The organism is Pseudomonas sp. MUP55 (assembly GCF_034043515.1).
Classification (GTDB): domain Bacteria; phylum Pseudomonadota; class Gammaproteobacteria; order Pseudomonadales; family Pseudomonadaceae; genus Aquipseudomonas.
The window spans coordinates 5,609,480-5,624,316 of the sequence record NZ_CP138214.1 but is presented as its reverse complement, the minus strand read 5'-3'; the positions used below and the strand labels follow the sequence as shown (position 1 = coordinate 5,624,316).

Genomic DNA, 14,837 nt, shown 5'->3' with positions numbered 1-14,837 from the left:
AATGGCAGTTGCCTCCGGCGCCTATAAGAAAGCCCTCGAGGGCGACCAGACACCGAAGAAGGTGCTGGTCAAAATCGACCGGGTCACGAAGAAGTTCGACGAGACGATTGCGGTGGACGATGTGTCCCTGGAAATCAAGAAAGGCGAGATCTTCGCCTTGCTCGGCGGTTCGGGTTCGGGCAAGTCCACCCTGCTGCGCATGCTCGCAGGCTTCGAACGCCCGACTGAAGGTCGCATCTACCTCGATGGGGTGGACATCACCGACATGCCGCCCTATGAGCGGCCGATCAACATGATGTTTCAGTCCTACGCCTTGTTCCCGCACATGACCGTGGCGCAGAACATCGCCTTCGGCCTGCAGCAGGACAAGATTCCCAAGGCGGAAGTCGACGCCCGCGTGGCTGAGATGCTCAAGCTGGTGCAGATGAGCCAGTACGCCAAGCGCAAGCCGCACCAGCTGTCCGGTGGTCAGCGCCAGCGTGTGGCATTGGCCCGCTCCCTGGCCAAGCGTCCGAAACTGCTGCTGCTCGATGAACCGATGGGCGCCCTCGACAAGAAGCTGCGCTCGCAGATGCAGCTGGAGCTGGTGGAGATCATCGAACGTGTCGGCGTGACCTGTGTGATGGTGACCCACGACCAGGAAGAGGCCATGACCATGGCCGAGCGCATCGCGATCATGCACTTGGGCTGGATCGCCCAGATCGGCAGCCCGATCGACATCTACGAAACGCCTACCAGCCGCCTGGTGTGCGAGTTCATCGGCAACGTCAACATCTTCGACACCCAAGTGGTGGACGACGCCGAAGGCCACGCCGTGCTCAAGTGTCCGGACCTGGACCGCGATATCTACGTGGGCTACGGCATCGCGACCGCGGTGGAAGACAAGTCGGTGACCTACGCCATCCGCCCGGAAAAACTGCTGGTCACCACGCAAATGCCGACCTGCGAGCACAACTGGTCCAGCGGCAAGGTGCACGACATTGCCTACCTGGGCGGCCACTCGGTGTTCTACGTGGAGCTGCCGAGCGGCAAGCTGGTACAGTCCTTCGTGGCCAACGCCGAACGCCGTGGCCAGCGCCCAACCTGGGGTGACCAGGTGTACGTATGGTGGGAAGACGACAGCGGCGTGGTACTTCGCTCATGAACATGAAGAAATTCAAGCGGCGCTTGGATCGCATCGTGCCCAGTGGCAAGCAGGTGGTCATCGGGATTCCCTTCCTGTGGCTGTTCCTGTTTTTCGCATTGCCGTTTTTCATCGTATTGAAAATCAGCTTTGCCGAAGCCGATGTGGCGATCCCGCCCTACACCGAGATCTACACCTACGTTGAGCAGAAGCTGCAAGTGGTGCTCAACCTGGCCAACTACAGCCTGCTGGCGGGCGATGAGCTCTACATCGCCGCGTACCTGGGCTCGCTGAAGATGGCCTTTTTCAGCACGCTGCTGTGCCTGGTGATCGGCTACCCGATGGCCTACGCCATCGCCACCGCGCGCAAGGAAATGCAGACGGTGCTGGTGCTGCTGATCATGATGCCGACCTGGACCGCGATCCTGATCCGCGTCTATGCGTGGATGGGCATCCTCAGCAACAACGGCTTGCTCAACGGCTTCCTGATGTCCATGGGGCTGATCAACGAACCGCTGCAGATCCTCAACACCAACATCGCGGTGTATATCGGCGTGGTCTATTCGTACCTGCCGTTCATGATCCTGCCGCTGTACGCCAACCTGGTGAAGCATGATCAGAGCCTGCTGGAAGCGGCATCGGACCTGGGTTCGAGCACCTTCAACAGCTTCTGGAAGATCACCGTGCCGCTGTCCAAGAACGGCATCATCGCCGGCTGCATGCTGGTGTTTATCCCGGTGGTGGGCGAGTTCGTGATTCCTGAACTGCTCGGCGGCCCGGAAACCCTGATGATCGGCAAGGTGCTGTGGCAGGAATTCTTCAACAACCGTGACTGGCCGGTGGCCTCTGCATTGGCCGTGGTGATGCTGGCGATCCTGATCGTGCCGATCATCCTGTTCAACCGCAGCCAAGCCAAAGAGTTGGAGGGCAAGATATGAAGCGCTTCAGATTTTCAAGCTTCATGCTGGTGGTGGGGTTGCTGTTCATCTACCTGCCGATGCTGATTCTGGTGATCTACTCGTTCAACGAATCCAAACTGGTGACGGTGTGGGGCGGTTGGTCGATCAAGTGGTACGTGGGTCTGCTGGACAACACCCAGTTGATGGGCTCGGTGGCGCGTTCCCTGGAAATCGCCTGCTACACGGCGGTGGCCGCAGTAGCACTGGGTACGCTGGCGGCATTCGTGCTCACGCGCATCAGCCAGTTCAAGGGACGCACCCTGTTCGGCGGCCTGGTCACGGCGCCGTTGGTGATGCCGGAAGTGATCACCGGTCTGTCGCTGTTGCTGCTGTTCGTGGCCATGGCGCAGATGATCGGTTGGCCCCAGGAGCGTGGCATTGTCACCATCTGGATCGCCCATACCACCTTCTGCGCGGCGTACGTGGCGGTGGTGGTGTCGGCACGCTTGCGTGAGCTGGACCTGTCGATCGAAGAAGCGGCGATGGACCTGGGAGCGCGGCCGTGGAAGGTGTTCTTCCTGATCACCATCCCGATGATCGCGCCCTCCCTGGCGGCGGGCGGCATGATGTCCTTCGCGCTGTCGCTGGATGACCTGGTACTGGCCAGCTTCGTGTCCGGGCCGGGCTCGACCACCTTGCCGATGGAAGTGTTCTCCGCCGTGCGTCTTGGGGTTAAACCTGAGATCAACGCGGTGGCCAGCCTGATTCTGCTGGCGGTGTCCCTGGTGACCTTCCTGGTGTGGTTCTTCAGCCGTCGGGCCGAGGAGCATCGCAAGAAGGCCATTCAGCAAGCCATCGAAGAAGCCGCTGCCGATGGCTGGCAGCAGCCGGACAAGCGCCGGGCGCCTGCGCCGGTCTGAAGCCGGGTGAGCTCCAAATGTGGGAGGGGGCCTGATCGTTCCCACGCTCCGCGTGGGAACGCCTCCTGTGACGCTCTGCGTCACGCTTTTAGAAGCGGACGCGGAGCGTCCTGGCCTGCATTCCCACGCAGAGCGTGTGAACGATCATTGGGTTTCAAGCCCAGGGCGATTTACGAATCACCTCCACAAAATTCATCGGCTTGAACCCCGGCTCCTGATCCACCAGCACATCGGTCTTCACTTGCCAAACGTGGTCTGCGGACGATGGCGCAAGCCGTCGGCGAAGGCGCAGATGATGCATTCCTTGAACCCCTCGCCCCGTGGATGCGCATGCACCACCGCCTCGCGCTGCACGCTGCTGAAGGCGGCGTAGTCCATGCCCAGCACGTCCATTTCCACCCCTGCGGTCACCAGCGCCACGGTCGGGCGCAGATGCTGCGGCACGCCCGGCGTGGTGTGCAGGGCAATGGACAACCACACCTGTTCGATATCGTCATCACTGAGCCCATACGGCTTGAGAAAGGCCGCCGCCGCGTTGGCGCCGTCCACTTCGAAGCGTTCGTTGTCGCTGCGGTGGCCCTGCACCAGGCCCAGGTCGTGGAACATCGCGCCGACGTACAGCAACTCGGGGTTGTACGCCAACTGCTTGCGTTCACCGCTCAACGCACCGAACAGAAATACGCGGCGGGAATGGTGGTAGAGCAGGTCAGACTCAATGTCGCGGATATATTCCGTGGTGGCCCTGGCCAGGGCGCTGTCGGGGATCTTGATGCCGGCGATGGTGGTGCTCATGGTGGCTCTCCTCTGGAAAGCATCCAGTCTGGTCGCACCCTCGCCAAGGGGCCATCGCGGCGAGAGAGCGATCCCGGCCAATGTGCCGACACATCGTGCCAAGGCAAAATCGGCTAGGGTGTAGCGGGCGATATCATTCTCCAAACCTGTGAAAATCCAAATGTGGGAGGGGGCTTGCTCCCGATGAGGGAGTGTCAGTCAGTGCATAGGTGACTGACCCGCCGCTATCGGGAGCAAGCCCCCTCCCACAGGGTTCTGTGTTTTCCAGTTAAAGGTGTGTTCATGGGCAAAACCGTTGCGATCCTGATCTTCCCCGGCGTCCAGTCGCTGGACGTGACCGGGCCTATGGATGTGTTCTGCGAGGCGAACCGTTTCCTTGCGCCCGAAGACCACTATCAACTGGAGGTTATCGGCTTTGCTCACGGCAGCATGGCGTGCTCCAACGGTTTGTCGTTACAGGCTCACACGCATTACAGCCAGGCCCTGCATGCCTATGACCTGTTACTGGTCGCCGGCGGCCCGCAGTTGCCGTTCGAGGATTTCGGCCCGGCGTTCGATGACTGGCTGCGCGCCGCCGCCGCCCGGGCACAGCGCTTCGGCTCGATCTGCAATGGCGCCTTCATGCTGGCCCGCGCCGGTCTGCTCGACGGTAAAACCGTCACCACCCATTGGGGTGACGCCGCCGACCTGGCCCGGTTGTGCCCCTCGACCCGTGTCGAAGCCGACCGTCTGTATGTGCAGGACGGCAACCTCTACACCTCGGGCGGGGTCACGGCGGGGATCGACCTGTCGCTCTACCTGCTGGCCCAGGACCACGGCCCGGAAGTGGCGTTGAGCGTGGCCAAGCGCCTGGTGGTGTTCACCCAGCGCTCGGGCGGGCAGTCGCAGTTCAGCCCGTTTCTCACGCCCCATGCCGAAACCACCTCAGCGGTGGCGCAGGTGCAGTTGTATGTACTGGCGAACCTGACCGGGGACCTGGGCATTGCCGACCTGGCCAGGGCGGCGAACATGAGCGCGCGCAATTTTTCCCGGGTGTTTGCCCGTGAGGCGCGGGTTACGCCTGCTGAATTTGTAGAGAGGGCGCGGGTGGACGCGGCGCGGGTCATGCTCGAAAGCACGCACGCGCCGCTCAAGACGGTGGCCTACCAGTGCGGGTTTCGCGACGCTCAGCACATGCGCAGTGTGTTCAACCGTCGGCTGGGCGTGACGCCGCAGCAGTTCAGGCTCAATTTTGCAGCGCCCGTGTAGCGATAACTGAATGTGGGAGGGGGCTTGCCCCCGATAGCAGTGTGTCAGTCAACTCATGTGTCGCTGACCCATCGCAATCGGGGGCAAGCCCCCTCCCACATATTGACCAGTGGAACATAGCTATCTGGCCGGCAACAGTTTCAAGGTGCCACGGGTATTGGCCGTGATTTCCTCTTCGCTGAAATGCGCCTGCTCGTAGCCGCCTTCGATATAGGTTTGCGCCTGGTCACTGTAGTGCGTATCGAACGGCACGCCGCTTTGCCCCACCGGGTTGATGGTCAGGGCGTGCGCCGCGTCGGCGAAGTCGATCAGGCGACGGGTCGAGGGGCCATAGGTCACCGGCCAGGGAGCCGGGCCGATCATGGCGGTCTGGTTGTTCGGCACTTCGTGGCTGCCCGGTGCGGCGAAGGGCCCCACGTTGAATAGCCTGTCCAGCGGCTTCTGCATGCCCAGCGGGTGGCCGTGGGTCAGGGTGTGCGCTTTGCCCCACTGCCATTGGGACGGGTCATCGCCGAAGGTCGCTTTCAGATGCGCCAGGCTGTTGTCCCAGGCCAGCTTGACGGTGGCCGCTCGCGTGCCGTTCCACCACGGCGAATCCGGCGAGGCCGCCAGGCGTGGCAGGGCTGCGTCGATCACGCGGGTGCCGAGCAGGGTCTTGAACAGGGCGTCGCCCAGTTTCGGGTGGAAGGTCGCGTCAGCGAGGTTGAACAGCAACTGGTTGAACAGCGTGGCGCTGGTGGAGTCCAGCGGGTAGTCGCCTTTCCAGTTTGCCAATTGCTCCACCAGCTTGAGCTGCGCCGGGTCTGTGACCACCTCACGCAACACTGGCAACAGCGGCGCCAGCAGGCGCGGGCCAAAGGCGGTGGTGGTGCCCAGTTGCAGGGCCTGGCTGTTGTTCACGTTCCACTTCATGCTGTTGTCGCTCAACTGCGCGTTCAACTGCTGGCCACGGTCGGCCAGGTTGTAATAACCGGGGATCTCCATGCCGGTGGGCGAGGCGGGTTGCGCATTGGCCGATACCACGTAGCCGCGCGCCGGGTTTTCTTCCTGGGGGTTGGCGCTGAAAGGGTAAAAGCCCAGCTTGTCGGCCTGGGCGGTGCTGCCGTCGAGGATGAACGCCGGGTTGACGCCGGCCGGGCGTATCGGCAACTGCGCCGCCGCCCACCAGCCGATATCACCCTTGGCATTGGCCCACACGATGTTCAGCCCCGGCGCCGAGACCCTGGACGCCGCAGCACGTGCCTTGGCCAGGGAATCGGCCCGGTTGAGCTGGTAGAAACCTTCGAGGATCGGGTTTTCGCTGTCGAGGAACGCCCACCACATGGCGATGGGCGTGGTGCCGGCGTTTTCACCGAGTACGTCATTGACGATCGGGCCGTGGGGCGAGCGGCGCAGGGTGAGGGTGACCGGGGCCTGCCCCTTGACCTGAATCTGCTGCTCGCTGCTGCTCATGTCGACCCACTGGCCGTGATACCAGACTTGGTTGGGGTTGGCCGGGTTGACCTTCTCGGCGATCAGGTCCAGGTCGTCGTTCTGGAACATGGTCAGGCTCCAGCCGAAGTCCAGGTTGTGCCCCAGGAAGGCCACCGGCACCAGCGCGTTGTGGTAGCCATACAACTCAAAGCCAGGCGCCGAGAGCTGCGCTTCGTACCACACCGACGGCACCGAGAAGCGAATATGCGGGTCGCCCGCCAGCAATGGCTTGCCGCTCTGGGTGCGGTTGCCGCTGATGGCCCAGGCATTGCTGCCTTCGAATTGCGGCAGGCCGTTATCAGCCAGGGCTTGCTCAGTCAGGTTGGCGAGGGCGCCCAGGGTCTTCCAGTCGCCGGCCGCCAGGTTGAGGGCGCCTTTGGGTTGCCAGTCGAGGTCGAAGACCTTGAGGTAGTCGCCGCCCAACTGATCGCGTACGTAAGTCAGCAGGGGTTCGGTACGAAAGGCCGCGGCAAAGCTGTAGGCCATATACCCGGCGACGCTGATGGAGTCCTCGGCGGTGAACGGGCGCCTGGGGATGCCCAGCACGTCGAACTCCATCGGGCTGGCGTGGCTGGCCTGATACTGGTTGATCCCGTCCAGATAGGCTTGCAGGGCCTTCGAGGAGGCCGACTCGGGGTCCATGTGCTCAACGTAGCTCAAGGCGCGCTCGCGGATCTGCAGGCTGCGAAACAGCTTATCGGTCTCCAGCAGCTTGGGCCCCAGCACCTCGGCCAGTTCGCCACGGGCCAGGCGGCGCATGATCTCCATCTGGAACAGCCGGTCCTGGGCGTGCACATAGCCCAGGGCGCGGTACAGGTCGGCCTCGTTGCCGGCACGGATATGCGGCACGCCCCGATCGTCGTAGCGCACCGTGACCGAGCCCTGCAGGTGCGCCAGCGTGACCGTGCCCTGGCGGGTCGGTTGTTTGCTGTAGACGTACCAGCCGGCGCCGAGGGCGACCAACACAACCAGCACCACGAGAGCCTGCAACACACGCTTCATCGACTTTCCTTAACCAGATGGACGGACTACGGTTGCTTAGGCCACGAACAATAGCAGCCCACCGCCAGGGTGTGGGTGGCATTCACTTCGCGCCCGGCTTGCAGGGCCTTGAGGATGGGCTCGATAAAGCTGTTGCTGGCATTGCAGGTCAACCCTTCGCTGTAGGGGCCGAAATACGCCAGCTTGCCGGTACGGTCCCAAATGCCCACGGCGGGGCTTGCCGGTACCTGATCGGCGCCGGGCAGGGCGTCGAGGGTTTTCATCTGGCCCAGGTTGTCCGGCAGCACGCCGTGGCTGCCGGCTTTTTGCAGGGCATAGAACTCCACACCTTGCGGCGCGTATTGCTCGATCAGCTCGCCCAGGTGTTGCTGGTTGCCGACATTGCACGGGCAGGCCGGGTCCCAGAAGTGCACCAGGCGAATCGGGCCGGGGCCGCGCAGTGCGGCGGGCAGTTGCAGCGCGTCGCCGGAGAACACCGCCGTGTGCTCGCTGAAGGCCCGCAGGTAACGGCCTTGGAACCAGTCATACGCGGCCCACAGCACGCCGGCGCAGATAATCAGCACCAGGCTGGCGAACAAGGTGGTGCGGTAGGGCTGTCGCATTCAGATGTATCCTCGCGGGTCGCGTAGCTTGCCATGCTTGTCCTGACAGATGAATATCGCAGCTCGATATTCATCTTCACCGTCAGTCTGGAAGCCTTTATGCCCGTCACCTTTGACCCTGATCATCTGCGCGAGAGCTTGCGGCCGCTGGTGGATGCGCAGCCTTTGTCAGCCGAGGCGAGGGTCTATCAACGTTTCTACGGCCTCGACCTGGGCGCACGCAAGGTGCCGGCCGTGAGCCGTCTGGGGCGCTTGGAGGTGGACGGGTTCGAGGTGGTGGCCCAGGTGTGGTGGCCGCCCGTGCCCGTGGCAACGATGTTCATGTTCCACGGTTTCTACGACCATATGGGGCTGTACCGCCACGTAGTGGAATGGGCGTTGGACCAAGGCTTTGTGGTGATCGCCTGCGACCTGCCGGGTCATGGCTTGTCCAGCGGCGCGCGCGCCAGCATTGATGAGTTTGCGGTGTACCAGGATGTCGTGCAGGCGTTGTTTGTCGAGGCCCAGGCGCTGCAACTGCCGCAGCCCTGGCACCTGTTCGGGCAAAGCACGGGCGGGGCCATTGTGGTGGACCACCTGCTCAATCACGGCGCCCAGAGCCCGGCCCAGGGCAAGACCTTTCTGCTGTCGCCGCTGGTACGTCCGCGGGCCTGGGGCTGGTCCCAGCTCAGCTATTACCTGCTGCGCCCTTTCGTCAAAGGCATTGCGCGACGGTTCAGCGACAACTCCAACGACCCGGCCTTCAAACCTTTTCTCGAAGCCGACCCGCTGCAACCGCGCCAGTTGCCCACCGCCTGGGTAGGCGCCCTGGCGCGCTGGATCAAGCGCATCGAAGCGGCGCCGGCTAGCTCACGGCGACCGGTGATCGTGCAGGGCGAAGAGGATATGACGGTGGATTGGCAGCATAACTTGCAGGTGCTGCGCAGCAAGTTCGATCAGCCCGAGGTGTTGATGCTCAAGCGTGGGCGGCATCACCTGGCGAACGAAATTCCGGAGATTCGCGAAGAATATTTCAGTTTTCTCACGGACCAACTGTAGTAACGCAATCCAATGTGGGAGGGGGCTTGCTCCCGATGGCGGTGTGCCAGTCAACTTATGTGTAGCTGACACACCGCCATCGGGAGCAAGCCCCCTCCCACATGTTCTACTGCGCCAGGCTCGAGGTGCTTTGGCCTACAGCCAGCCCTGCGCGGATGGCGGCGAGCGCCGCCTGGTAATACGCCTTACCCTCGGGCGATTCGGCAAACGTTGCGAATTCTTCCAGCTCCGGGTCAGACAAATCCCGATAGACGTACAGCAGCGTGTTATTCAGGTCTTTGTCGATCTGCTGCATCAGCCGCTCACGCTGGCCATTCAACATGCCCTGGGCCTGACCGCCGCCCAACAGGCCCGGGATCATCTGGCTCAAGCTGTCGGCCGCCACGCCGGCAATCGCCAGGCTGACTTCGGCGCCGGCTTCGCGTGCGGGCAGGGCCTGGGCCAGGTGGCCGATGATCAGGCTGCGGGTGGCGTCGGCTTGAAGTTTCGGCAGGCCCTGAGCGTTTTTCGCCAACTGGTCGCGACGGGTGGCGAGCAATTCGGCGGCGACAATCTTGCGCCCCAGGGGCGACTGGAAAAAAGCCAGGGCCGGTTTCGGGTCTGCCAGGTGCTTGCGCAGTTGGGCCTCGGCACGCTGGTCCATGGCCTGGGCCGCGAAGCGTTTGCTGCTGTTGTCCACCAGCGCCTGGTACACCGCCGGCGGCAGGCTGTTGCGGTAGCGCTGTTGAGCGGCGGCGAGGGCGTCATTGAAATGCGCACGTTGTTCGGCCCAGCCAGCGACCTTGTACAACTGATCATGGCCGTCTGCCCAGGCGGGCAAAACGCAGAACATCAGCAAGGAAAAAAACAAACGACGCATAAGGACTCCTGTCAGTCGGCCACTATTGTCCGTGTCGGGCGTAGGATTTGTCGAGAAGTCCTATCAGTCACCTGACTAAAGTGTATTCAGACGCTCGACGGCGCTGTCGGATTCACAGGCGTATGGATACTATGCGCGCCATGCAAATACCCCTCGATCACCCGCTGCTGCAACGCATTGTCGACGACTTGGCCGAAAAAGGCTGGTCGCAGCAGAATGCCTTCCTGCCCCAGGCTCTGACCCTGGAGCTGGCGGCTGAGTGCCGTAAACGTGCGGCGCAAGGTGAACTGGCACCGGCAGCGGTGGGGCGCGGGCCGGCCCAGGAAATTCGCGAGGGGATTCGCGGCGACCACATCCAATGGCTGGAAGAGGGCGATGCCGCCGTTTGCGACACCTACATGGCGGTGATGGACAGCCTGCGCCTGGCCATGAACCGTGGCCTGTTTCTCGGCCTGGAAGATTTCGAAAGCCACTTCGCGATGTACCCGCCCGGAGCGTTCTACCTCAGGCATGTGGATCGTTTTCGCGACGATGACCGGCGCATGGTCTCGGCCGTGATCTATCTGAACGACGCCTGGCTGCCCGAACACGGTGGCCAGTTGCGCATGTACCTCAAGGGCGGCCTCGAACACGACGTGGTGCCCGCCGGCGGTAGCCTGGTGGTGTTCCTCTCGGGCGAAGTGCCCCACGAAGTCCTGCCGGCCACGCGTGAGCGCCTGTCCCTGACCGGCTGGTTCCGCCGACGTGGCAACGAGCCGTTTTAAATGTGGGAGGGGGCTTGCCCCCGATAGCGGTGTGTCAGCCACAAATCAGCTGACTGACACACTGTTATGGGGGCAAGCCCCCTCCCACATGGGGTCACTGCGGTGTGCTTTTTTCGAGCCACTTCTGTTCCAACGCCTTCAAGCGGCCATCATCCTTCACCCGCTTCAACGCACTGTCCAGGCTCGTCTTGAATGCCGGGTTGCCCTTCTGGAACGGAATCACCAGCTCAGGCTTCTGGTGATAAGCCGCGCTGACATCGAACTCATCCTTAAGCTCGGCAGTCATAGCGATATGGTTAATCGCCACGTCATATTTGCCGGTCGCCACGCCAGGCAGCAGGTCGGCGTCATCGGTGGTGATAAACGAGGAACGCACATCCATTTCCTTGGCCAGCAGTTCACCCAGCTCGACTTCAAAGCCGGTGAGTTTCTCGCCTTCCTTGAAATTGTAGGGCGGGGTGTTGGCTTCAAGGGCAATGCGCAGCTCACCGCGATCGTTAACGTCATCGATCAGCTCGGCGTGAGCCAGCGAGCTTAGTAGGGGAAGCAACAGTAACAGCCCAGGCGAAAAGCGCATGGTCACTCCTAAAGAATTCGTACCGGCGAGACGCCGTTCAGCATTGCTTTGCTATGGTGTCGAGTGCCTTGGACAGCAATTTGTCGCGAAGTTGTCAGAACCCTACAGATTTCACAAAAAACTGGAGAAGCGAATGAAAGCCCTTTTGTCCCGTGCAACCCTGGCCTCCTTGATGCTGGGTGCTTCGATGTTGGCCACAGCCGCCGATGGCATCCCGCGCAGCGCTCCACCTGAAGGCGCGAAAGTATTTATCGTCTCGCCTAAAGATGGCGCGACCGTCGACAAGACCTTCACCGTGAAATTCGGCATGGAAGGCCTGAAACTGGCCCCGGCCACCGACCAGACGGCGGGCACCGGCCACCACCACCTGCTGATCGACCAGAAAGACTTGCCGGATGCAAAACTGCCGATCCCGGCCACCGACACCGTCATCCACTACGGCAAGGCCCAGACCGAAACCGAATTGACCCTGACGCCTGGCAAGCACACCTTGCAACTGGTGGCTGGCGACAAGCTGCACATGCAGTTCGACCCGACTGTAGCCTCGAAAGTCATCACGGTTAATGTGAAATAAAAAAACGGGAGTCCCTTGCGGGGCTCCCGTTTTTTTTGCTGCAAGCTTCAAGTTACAAGCTGCAAGTGACAGCTTTTATCTTGCCGCTTGCAACTTGCCGCTTACAACTGCTCTTAAAACAACACCCGGCTACGGATAGTGCCGTTGATGTGCTGCAGCTTCTCTTGCGCCAGGTCCGAGTACTCGGCGTCGACGTCGATCACCACGTAGCCGACCTTCTCGTTGGTCTGCAGGAACTGACCGGAGATGTTGATGCCGTTTTCCGCGAAGACCTTGTTGATCTCCATCATCACACCCGGAATGTTCTGGTGGATGTGCAGCAGACGGTGCTTGCCAGGGTGAGCCGGCAGGGCCACTTCCGGGAAGTTCACCGACGATACCGAGGTACCGTTGTCGCTGTACTTGACCAGCTTTTCCGACACTTCCAGGCCAATGTTGGCCTGGGCTTCAGCGGTGGAGCCGCCGATGTGCGGGGTGAGGATCACGTTGTCCAGGCCGCGCAGCGGGCTTTCGAAGATGTCGTCGTTGGAGCGCGGCTCTACCGGGAACACGTCGATGGCGGCGCCGATCAGGTGCTTGTCCTTGATCGCGTCGGCCAGGGCGTCCAGCTCGACCACGGTGCCGCGCGCGGCGTTGATCAGGATCCCGCCCTTCTTGATGGCGCGGATTTCCTTCTCGCCGATCATCCATTGGGTCTCAGCGGTTTCCGGAACGTGCAGGGTGACGATGTCGGACATGCCCAGCAGCTCGGTCAGGCTGGCCACTTGCGTGGCGTTGCCCAATGGCAGCTTGGTCAGGGTGTCGTAGAAGAACACCTGCATCCCCAGGCCTTCAGCCAGTACCGACAGCTGCGTGCCGATCGAACCGTAACCGACGATACCCAGCTTCTTGCCACGGATTTCGAAGGAATTGGCTGCGCTCTTGATCCAGCCGCCACGGTGACAGGACGCGTTCTTCTCCGGGATACCGCGCAACAGCAGGATGGCCTCGGCCAGCACCAGCTCCGCGACGGAACGGGTGTTGGAGTACGGTGCGTTGAACACCGCGATGCCGCGCTCGCGCGCTGCGTTGAGGTCGACCTGGTTGGTGCCGATGCAGAAACAGCCGACCGCCACGAGTTTCTTGGCGTGGTCGAAGATCTCTTCGGTCAGCTGAGTGCGGGAGCGAATGCCGATAAAGTGCGCGTCGGCGATCTTTTCCTTGAGCTGGGCTTCCGGCAGAGAACTGGTGATGTACTCAATGCTGGTGTACCCGGCGGCTTTCAGAACGTCGACAGCCGATGGGTGGACGCCTTCCAGAAGAAGGAACTTGATCTTGCTCTTATCGAGAGAAGTCTTGCTCATCTGCGTAAACCTGTATCCCGGAGAAAATTGGCAGGGAGTCGAGCAGCGCAAGCTGACCCGGACGGCAGGAAAGCCGTCACCGCAGAAACGCCCTTGGGCTCTGTCCTGCGGGGGCGGTATGCTAGCATACGCGCCCCGCTAAACACCTATTCCTGCGACGTGAAGCGTTCTCAGGATGACCATGAATTGTTCGAGAGTTCTGTCGATGACCCATCCTGCCCTGATTGATGAGCTGAAGACCCTGGTTGAGCCCGGCAAAGTGCTGACCGACGCCGACTCCCTGGAGACTTACGGCAAGGATTGGACCAAGCACTTCGCTCCGGCGCCCACCGCCATCGTCTTCCCCAAGACCACCGAGCAGGTGCAGGCCATCGTCCGTTGGGCCAATACACACAAGGTGGCGCTGGTGCCATCCGGTGGTCGCACAGGCCTGTCGGCGGCGGCGGTGGCGGCAAATGGCGAAGTGGTGGTGTCGTTCGACTATATGAACCAGATCCTCGACGTGAACCTCACCGACCGCACCGCGGTGTGCCAGCCGGGTGTGGTCACCAAGCAATTGCAGAACGTCGCCGAAGAAAACGGGTTGTACTACCCGGTGGATTTCGCATCGTCCGGTTCCAGCCAGATTGGCGGCAATATCGGCACCAATGCCGGCGGGATCAAGGTGATTCGCTACGGCATGACCCGTAACTGGGTGGCCGGGATGAAGGTTGTTACCGGCAAGGGCGATGTGCTGGAACTGAACCGCGACCTGATCAAGAACGCCACCGGCTACGACATGCGTCAACTGTTCATCGGCGCCGAAGGCACCCTGGGCTTTGTGGTGGAAGCCACCATGCGCCTGGACCGTGCGCCGAAAAACCTGACCGCCATGGTGCTCGGCACCACCGACTTCGATTCGATCATGCCGGTGCTGCACGCCTTCCAGAGCAAGCTGGACCTGACTGCTTTCGAGTTCTTTTCCGACAAGGCTCTGGCCAAAGTCCTCGGACGTGGCGATGTACCGGCGCCGTTCGAAACCGACTGCCCGTTCTACGCACTGCTGGAATTCGAAGCCACCACCGAGGAAGTCGCCAACCACGCTCTGGAAACCTTTGAGCACTGCGTCGAGCAAGGCTGGGTGCTGGACGGCGTGATGAGCCAGAGCGAGACCCAGCTGCACAACCTGTGGAAGCTGCGCGAGTACATCTCCGAGACGATTTCCCACTGGACCCCGTACAAGAACGATATTTCGGTAACAGTTTCCAAAGTGCCGGCCTTCCTGAGCGAGATTGACGCGATCGTCGGCGAGCATTACCCGGATTTCGAAATCGTCTGGTTCGGCCACATTGGCGACGGTAACCTGCACCTGAACATCCTCAAGCCGGAAACCCTGAGCAAGGACGAGTTCTTCGCCAAGTGCGCCACCGTGAACAAGTGGGTGTTCGAGACCGTGGCCAAATACAACGGCTCGATCTCCGCCGAACACGGCGTGGGCATGACCAAGCGCGATTACCTGACCTACAGCCGCTCGCCGGTTGAAATCGAATACATGAAGGCCGTGAAAGCGGTGTTCGACCCGAACGGGATCATGAACCCAGGCAAGATCTTCGCTGTTTAAGGACGCTTTTTAAGGAGTCGTTC

Annotated in this window: 13 protein-coding genes and 1 pseudogene; 8 read left to right on the top strand and 6 right to left on the bottom strand. The window is 61.7% G+C overall.

Annotated elements, in window-relative coordinates; genetic code table 11:
- The first annotated feature begins 1 nt into the window (after position 1).
- The 3 genes from SC318_RS25455 to SC318_RS25445 are packed head-to-tail and all read left to right on the top strand — an operon-like array spanning position 2 to position 2,942.
- On the top strand, positions 2–1,144 hold the full coding sequence (locus SC318_RS25455; RefSeq protein WP_065893882.1) for an ABC transporter ATP-binding protein: 1,143 nt from the start codon (positions 2–4) through the stop codon (positions 1,142–1,144).
- Positions 1,141–2,061 (top strand): ABC transporter permease subunit, encoded by a 921-nt coding sequence (locus SC318_RS25450; protein ID WP_413817579.1) that lies wholly within the window; start codon positions 1,141–1,143, stop codon positions 2,059–2,061. Before SC318_RS25455 ends, SC318_RS25450 begins: the two co-directional genes overlap by 4 nt.
- Positions 2,058–2,942 carry an ABC transporter permease subunit gene (locus SC318_RS25445; protein ID WP_057723417.1) on the top strand — a complete coding sequence of 295 codons (885 nt, stop codon included), beginning with the start codon at positions 2,058–2,060 and terminating at the stop codon, positions 2,940–2,942. The genes SC318_RS25450 and SC318_RS25445 overlap by 4 nt, the downstream gene beginning before the upstream one ends.
- Positions 2,943–3,096: 154 nt before the next feature.
- Here the strand turns inward: SC318_RS25445 and SC318_RS25440 are convergent.
- Positions 3,097–3,734: pseudogene (locus SC318_RS25440) on the bottom strand (HD domain-containing protein).
- Positions 3,735–4,016: 282 nt separating this feature from the next.
- On the opposite strand from SC318_RS25440, the gene SC318_RS25435 reads away from it, so the two are divergent.
- Complete coding sequence (locus SC318_RS25435) at positions 4,017–4,982, top strand: GlxA family transcriptional regulator (RefSeq protein WP_320428903.1); 966 nt, start codon at positions 4,017–4,019, stop codon at positions 4,980–4,982.
- A gap of 120 nt (positions 4,983–5,102) precedes the next feature.
- On the opposite strand, the gene SC318_RS25430 is transcribed toward SC318_RS25435, so the two are convergent.
- Together SC318_RS25430 and SC318_RS25425 are read right to left on the bottom strand one after the other, a co-directional pair.
- Entirely contained in the window at positions 5,103–7,457 is a 2,355-nt protein-coding gene (locus SC318_RS25430) for a penicillin acylase family protein (RefSeq protein ID WP_320428902.1), read from the bottom strand.
- Between the two features lie 26 nt (positions 7,458–7,483).
- Complete coding sequence (locus SC318_RS25425; protein ID WP_320428901.1) at positions 7,484–8,059, bottom strand: DUF6436 domain-containing protein; 576 nt, start codon at positions 8,057–8,059, stop codon at positions 7,484–7,486.
- Positions 8,060–8,158: 99 nt separating this feature from the next.
- On the opposite strand from SC318_RS25425, the gene SC318_RS25420 reads away from it, so the two are divergent.
- Entirely contained in the window at positions 8,159–9,097 is a 939-nt protein-coding gene (locus SC318_RS25420; RefSeq protein WP_320431291.1) for a phospholipase BipL, read from the top strand.
- A gap of 106 nt (positions 9,098–9,203) precedes the next feature.
- On the opposite strand, the gene SC318_RS25415 is transcribed toward SC318_RS25420, so the two are convergent.
- Positions 9,204–9,956 carry a DUF2059 domain-containing protein gene (locus SC318_RS25415; RefSeq protein ID WP_306490777.1) on the bottom strand — a complete coding sequence of 251 codons (753 nt, stop codon included), beginning with the start codon at positions 9,954–9,956 and terminating at the stop codon, positions 9,204–9,206.
- 131 nt (positions 9,957–10,087) lie between these two features.
- Here SC318_RS25415 and SC318_RS25410 point away from each other — a divergent pair, with 131 nt between their 5' ends.
- The gene (locus SC318_RS25410; protein WP_320431290.1) at positions 10,088–10,720 is read left to right on the top strand and encodes a 2OG-Fe(II) oxygenase; all 633 of its coding nucleotides are present in this window, start codon (positions 10,088–10,090) and stop codon (positions 10,718–10,720) included.
- Between the two features lie 94 nt (positions 10,721–10,814).
- Here SC318_RS25410 and SC318_RS25405 read toward each other — a convergent pair whose 3' ends face one another.
- Complete coding sequence (locus SC318_RS25405) at positions 10,815–11,297, bottom strand: transporter substrate-binding domain-containing protein (protein WP_320428900.1); 483 nt, start codon at positions 11,295–11,297, stop codon at positions 10,815–10,817.
- A 133-nt stretch (positions 11,298–11,430) separates the two neighbouring features.
- On the opposite strand from SC318_RS25405, the gene SC318_RS25400 reads away from it, so the two are divergent.
- Positions 11,431–11,871, top strand: coding sequence for a DUF4399 domain-containing protein (locus SC318_RS25400; protein ID WP_306490775.1), 441 nt, complete (start codon positions 11,431–11,433; stop codon positions 11,869–11,871).
- A gap of 113 nt (positions 11,872–11,984) precedes the next feature.
- Here the strand turns inward: SC318_RS25400 and serA are convergent, their stop codons facing one another.
- Positions 11,985–13,214, bottom strand: coding sequence for a phosphoglycerate dehydrogenase (gene serA / locus SC318_RS25395; RefSeq protein WP_003195214.1), 1,230 nt, complete (start codon positions 13,212–13,214; stop codon positions 11,985–11,987).
- A 205-nt stretch (positions 13,215–13,419) separates the two neighbouring features.
- Between serA and SC318_RS25390 the strand changes: the two genes are divergently transcribed.
- On the top strand, positions 13,420–14,814 hold the full coding sequence (locus tag SC318_RS25390; RefSeq protein WP_306490774.1) for a D-2-hydroxyglutarate dehydrogenase: 1,395 nt from the start codon (positions 13,420–13,422) through the stop codon (positions 14,812–14,814).
- The last annotated feature ends 23 nt before the right edge of the window (positions 14,815–14,837 follow it).

What these genes read in the sequence shown, in the direction of transcription:
- SC318_RS25455 (WP_065893882.1), top strand. Translation starts at nt 2, where the DNA reads ATGGCAGTTGCCTCCGGCGCCTATAAGAAAGCCCTCGAGGGCGACCAG.
- SC318_RS25450 (WP_413817579.1), top strand. Translation starts at nt 1,141, where the DNA reads ATGAACATGAAGAAATTCAAGCGGCGCTTGGATCGCATCGTGCCCAGT.
- SC318_RS25445 (WP_057723417.1), top strand. Translation starts at nt 2,058, where the DNA reads ATGAAGCGCTTCAGATTTTCAAGCTTCATGCTGGTGGTGGGGTTGCTG.
- SC318_RS25435 (WP_320428903.1), top strand. Translation starts at nt 4,017, where the DNA reads ATGGGCAAAACCGTTGCGATCCTGATCTTCCCCGGCGTCCAGTCGCTG.
- SC318_RS25430 (WP_320428902.1), bottom strand. Translation starts at nt 7,457, where the DNA reads ATGAAGCGTGTGTTGCAGGCTCTCGTGGTGCTGGTTGTGTTGGTCGCC.
- SC318_RS25425 (WP_320428901.1), bottom strand. Translation starts at nt 8,059, where the DNA reads ATGCGACAGCCCTACCGCACCACCTTGTTCGCCAGCCTGGTGCTGATT.
- SC318_RS25420 (WP_320431291.1), top strand. Translation starts at nt 8,159, where the DNA reads ATGCCCGTCACCTTTGACCCTGATCATCTGCGCGAGAGCTTGCGGCCG.
- SC318_RS25415 (WP_306490777.1), bottom strand. Translation starts at nt 9,956, where the DNA reads ATGCGTCGTTTGTTTTTTTCCTTGCTGATGTTCTGCGTTTTGCCCGCC.
- SC318_RS25410 (WP_320431290.1), top strand. Translation starts at nt 10,088, where the DNA reads ATGCGCGCCATGCAAATACCCCTCGATCACCCGCTGCTGCAACGCATT.
- SC318_RS25405 (WP_320428900.1), bottom strand. Translation starts at nt 11,297, where the DNA reads ATGCGCTTTTCGCCTGGGCTGTTACTGTTGCTTCCCCTACTAAGCTCG.
- SC318_RS25400 (WP_306490775.1), top strand. Translation starts at nt 11,431, where the DNA reads ATGAAAGCCCTTTTGTCCCGTGCAACCCTGGCCTCCTTGATGCTGGGT.
- serA (WP_003195214.1), bottom strand. Translation starts at nt 13,214, where the DNA reads ATGAGCAAGACTTCTCTCGATAAGAGCAAGATCAAGTTCCTTCTTCTG.
- SC318_RS25390 (WP_306490774.1), top strand. Translation starts at nt 13,420, where the DNA reads ATGACCCATCCTGCCCTGATTGATGAGCTGAAGACCCTGGTTGAGCCC.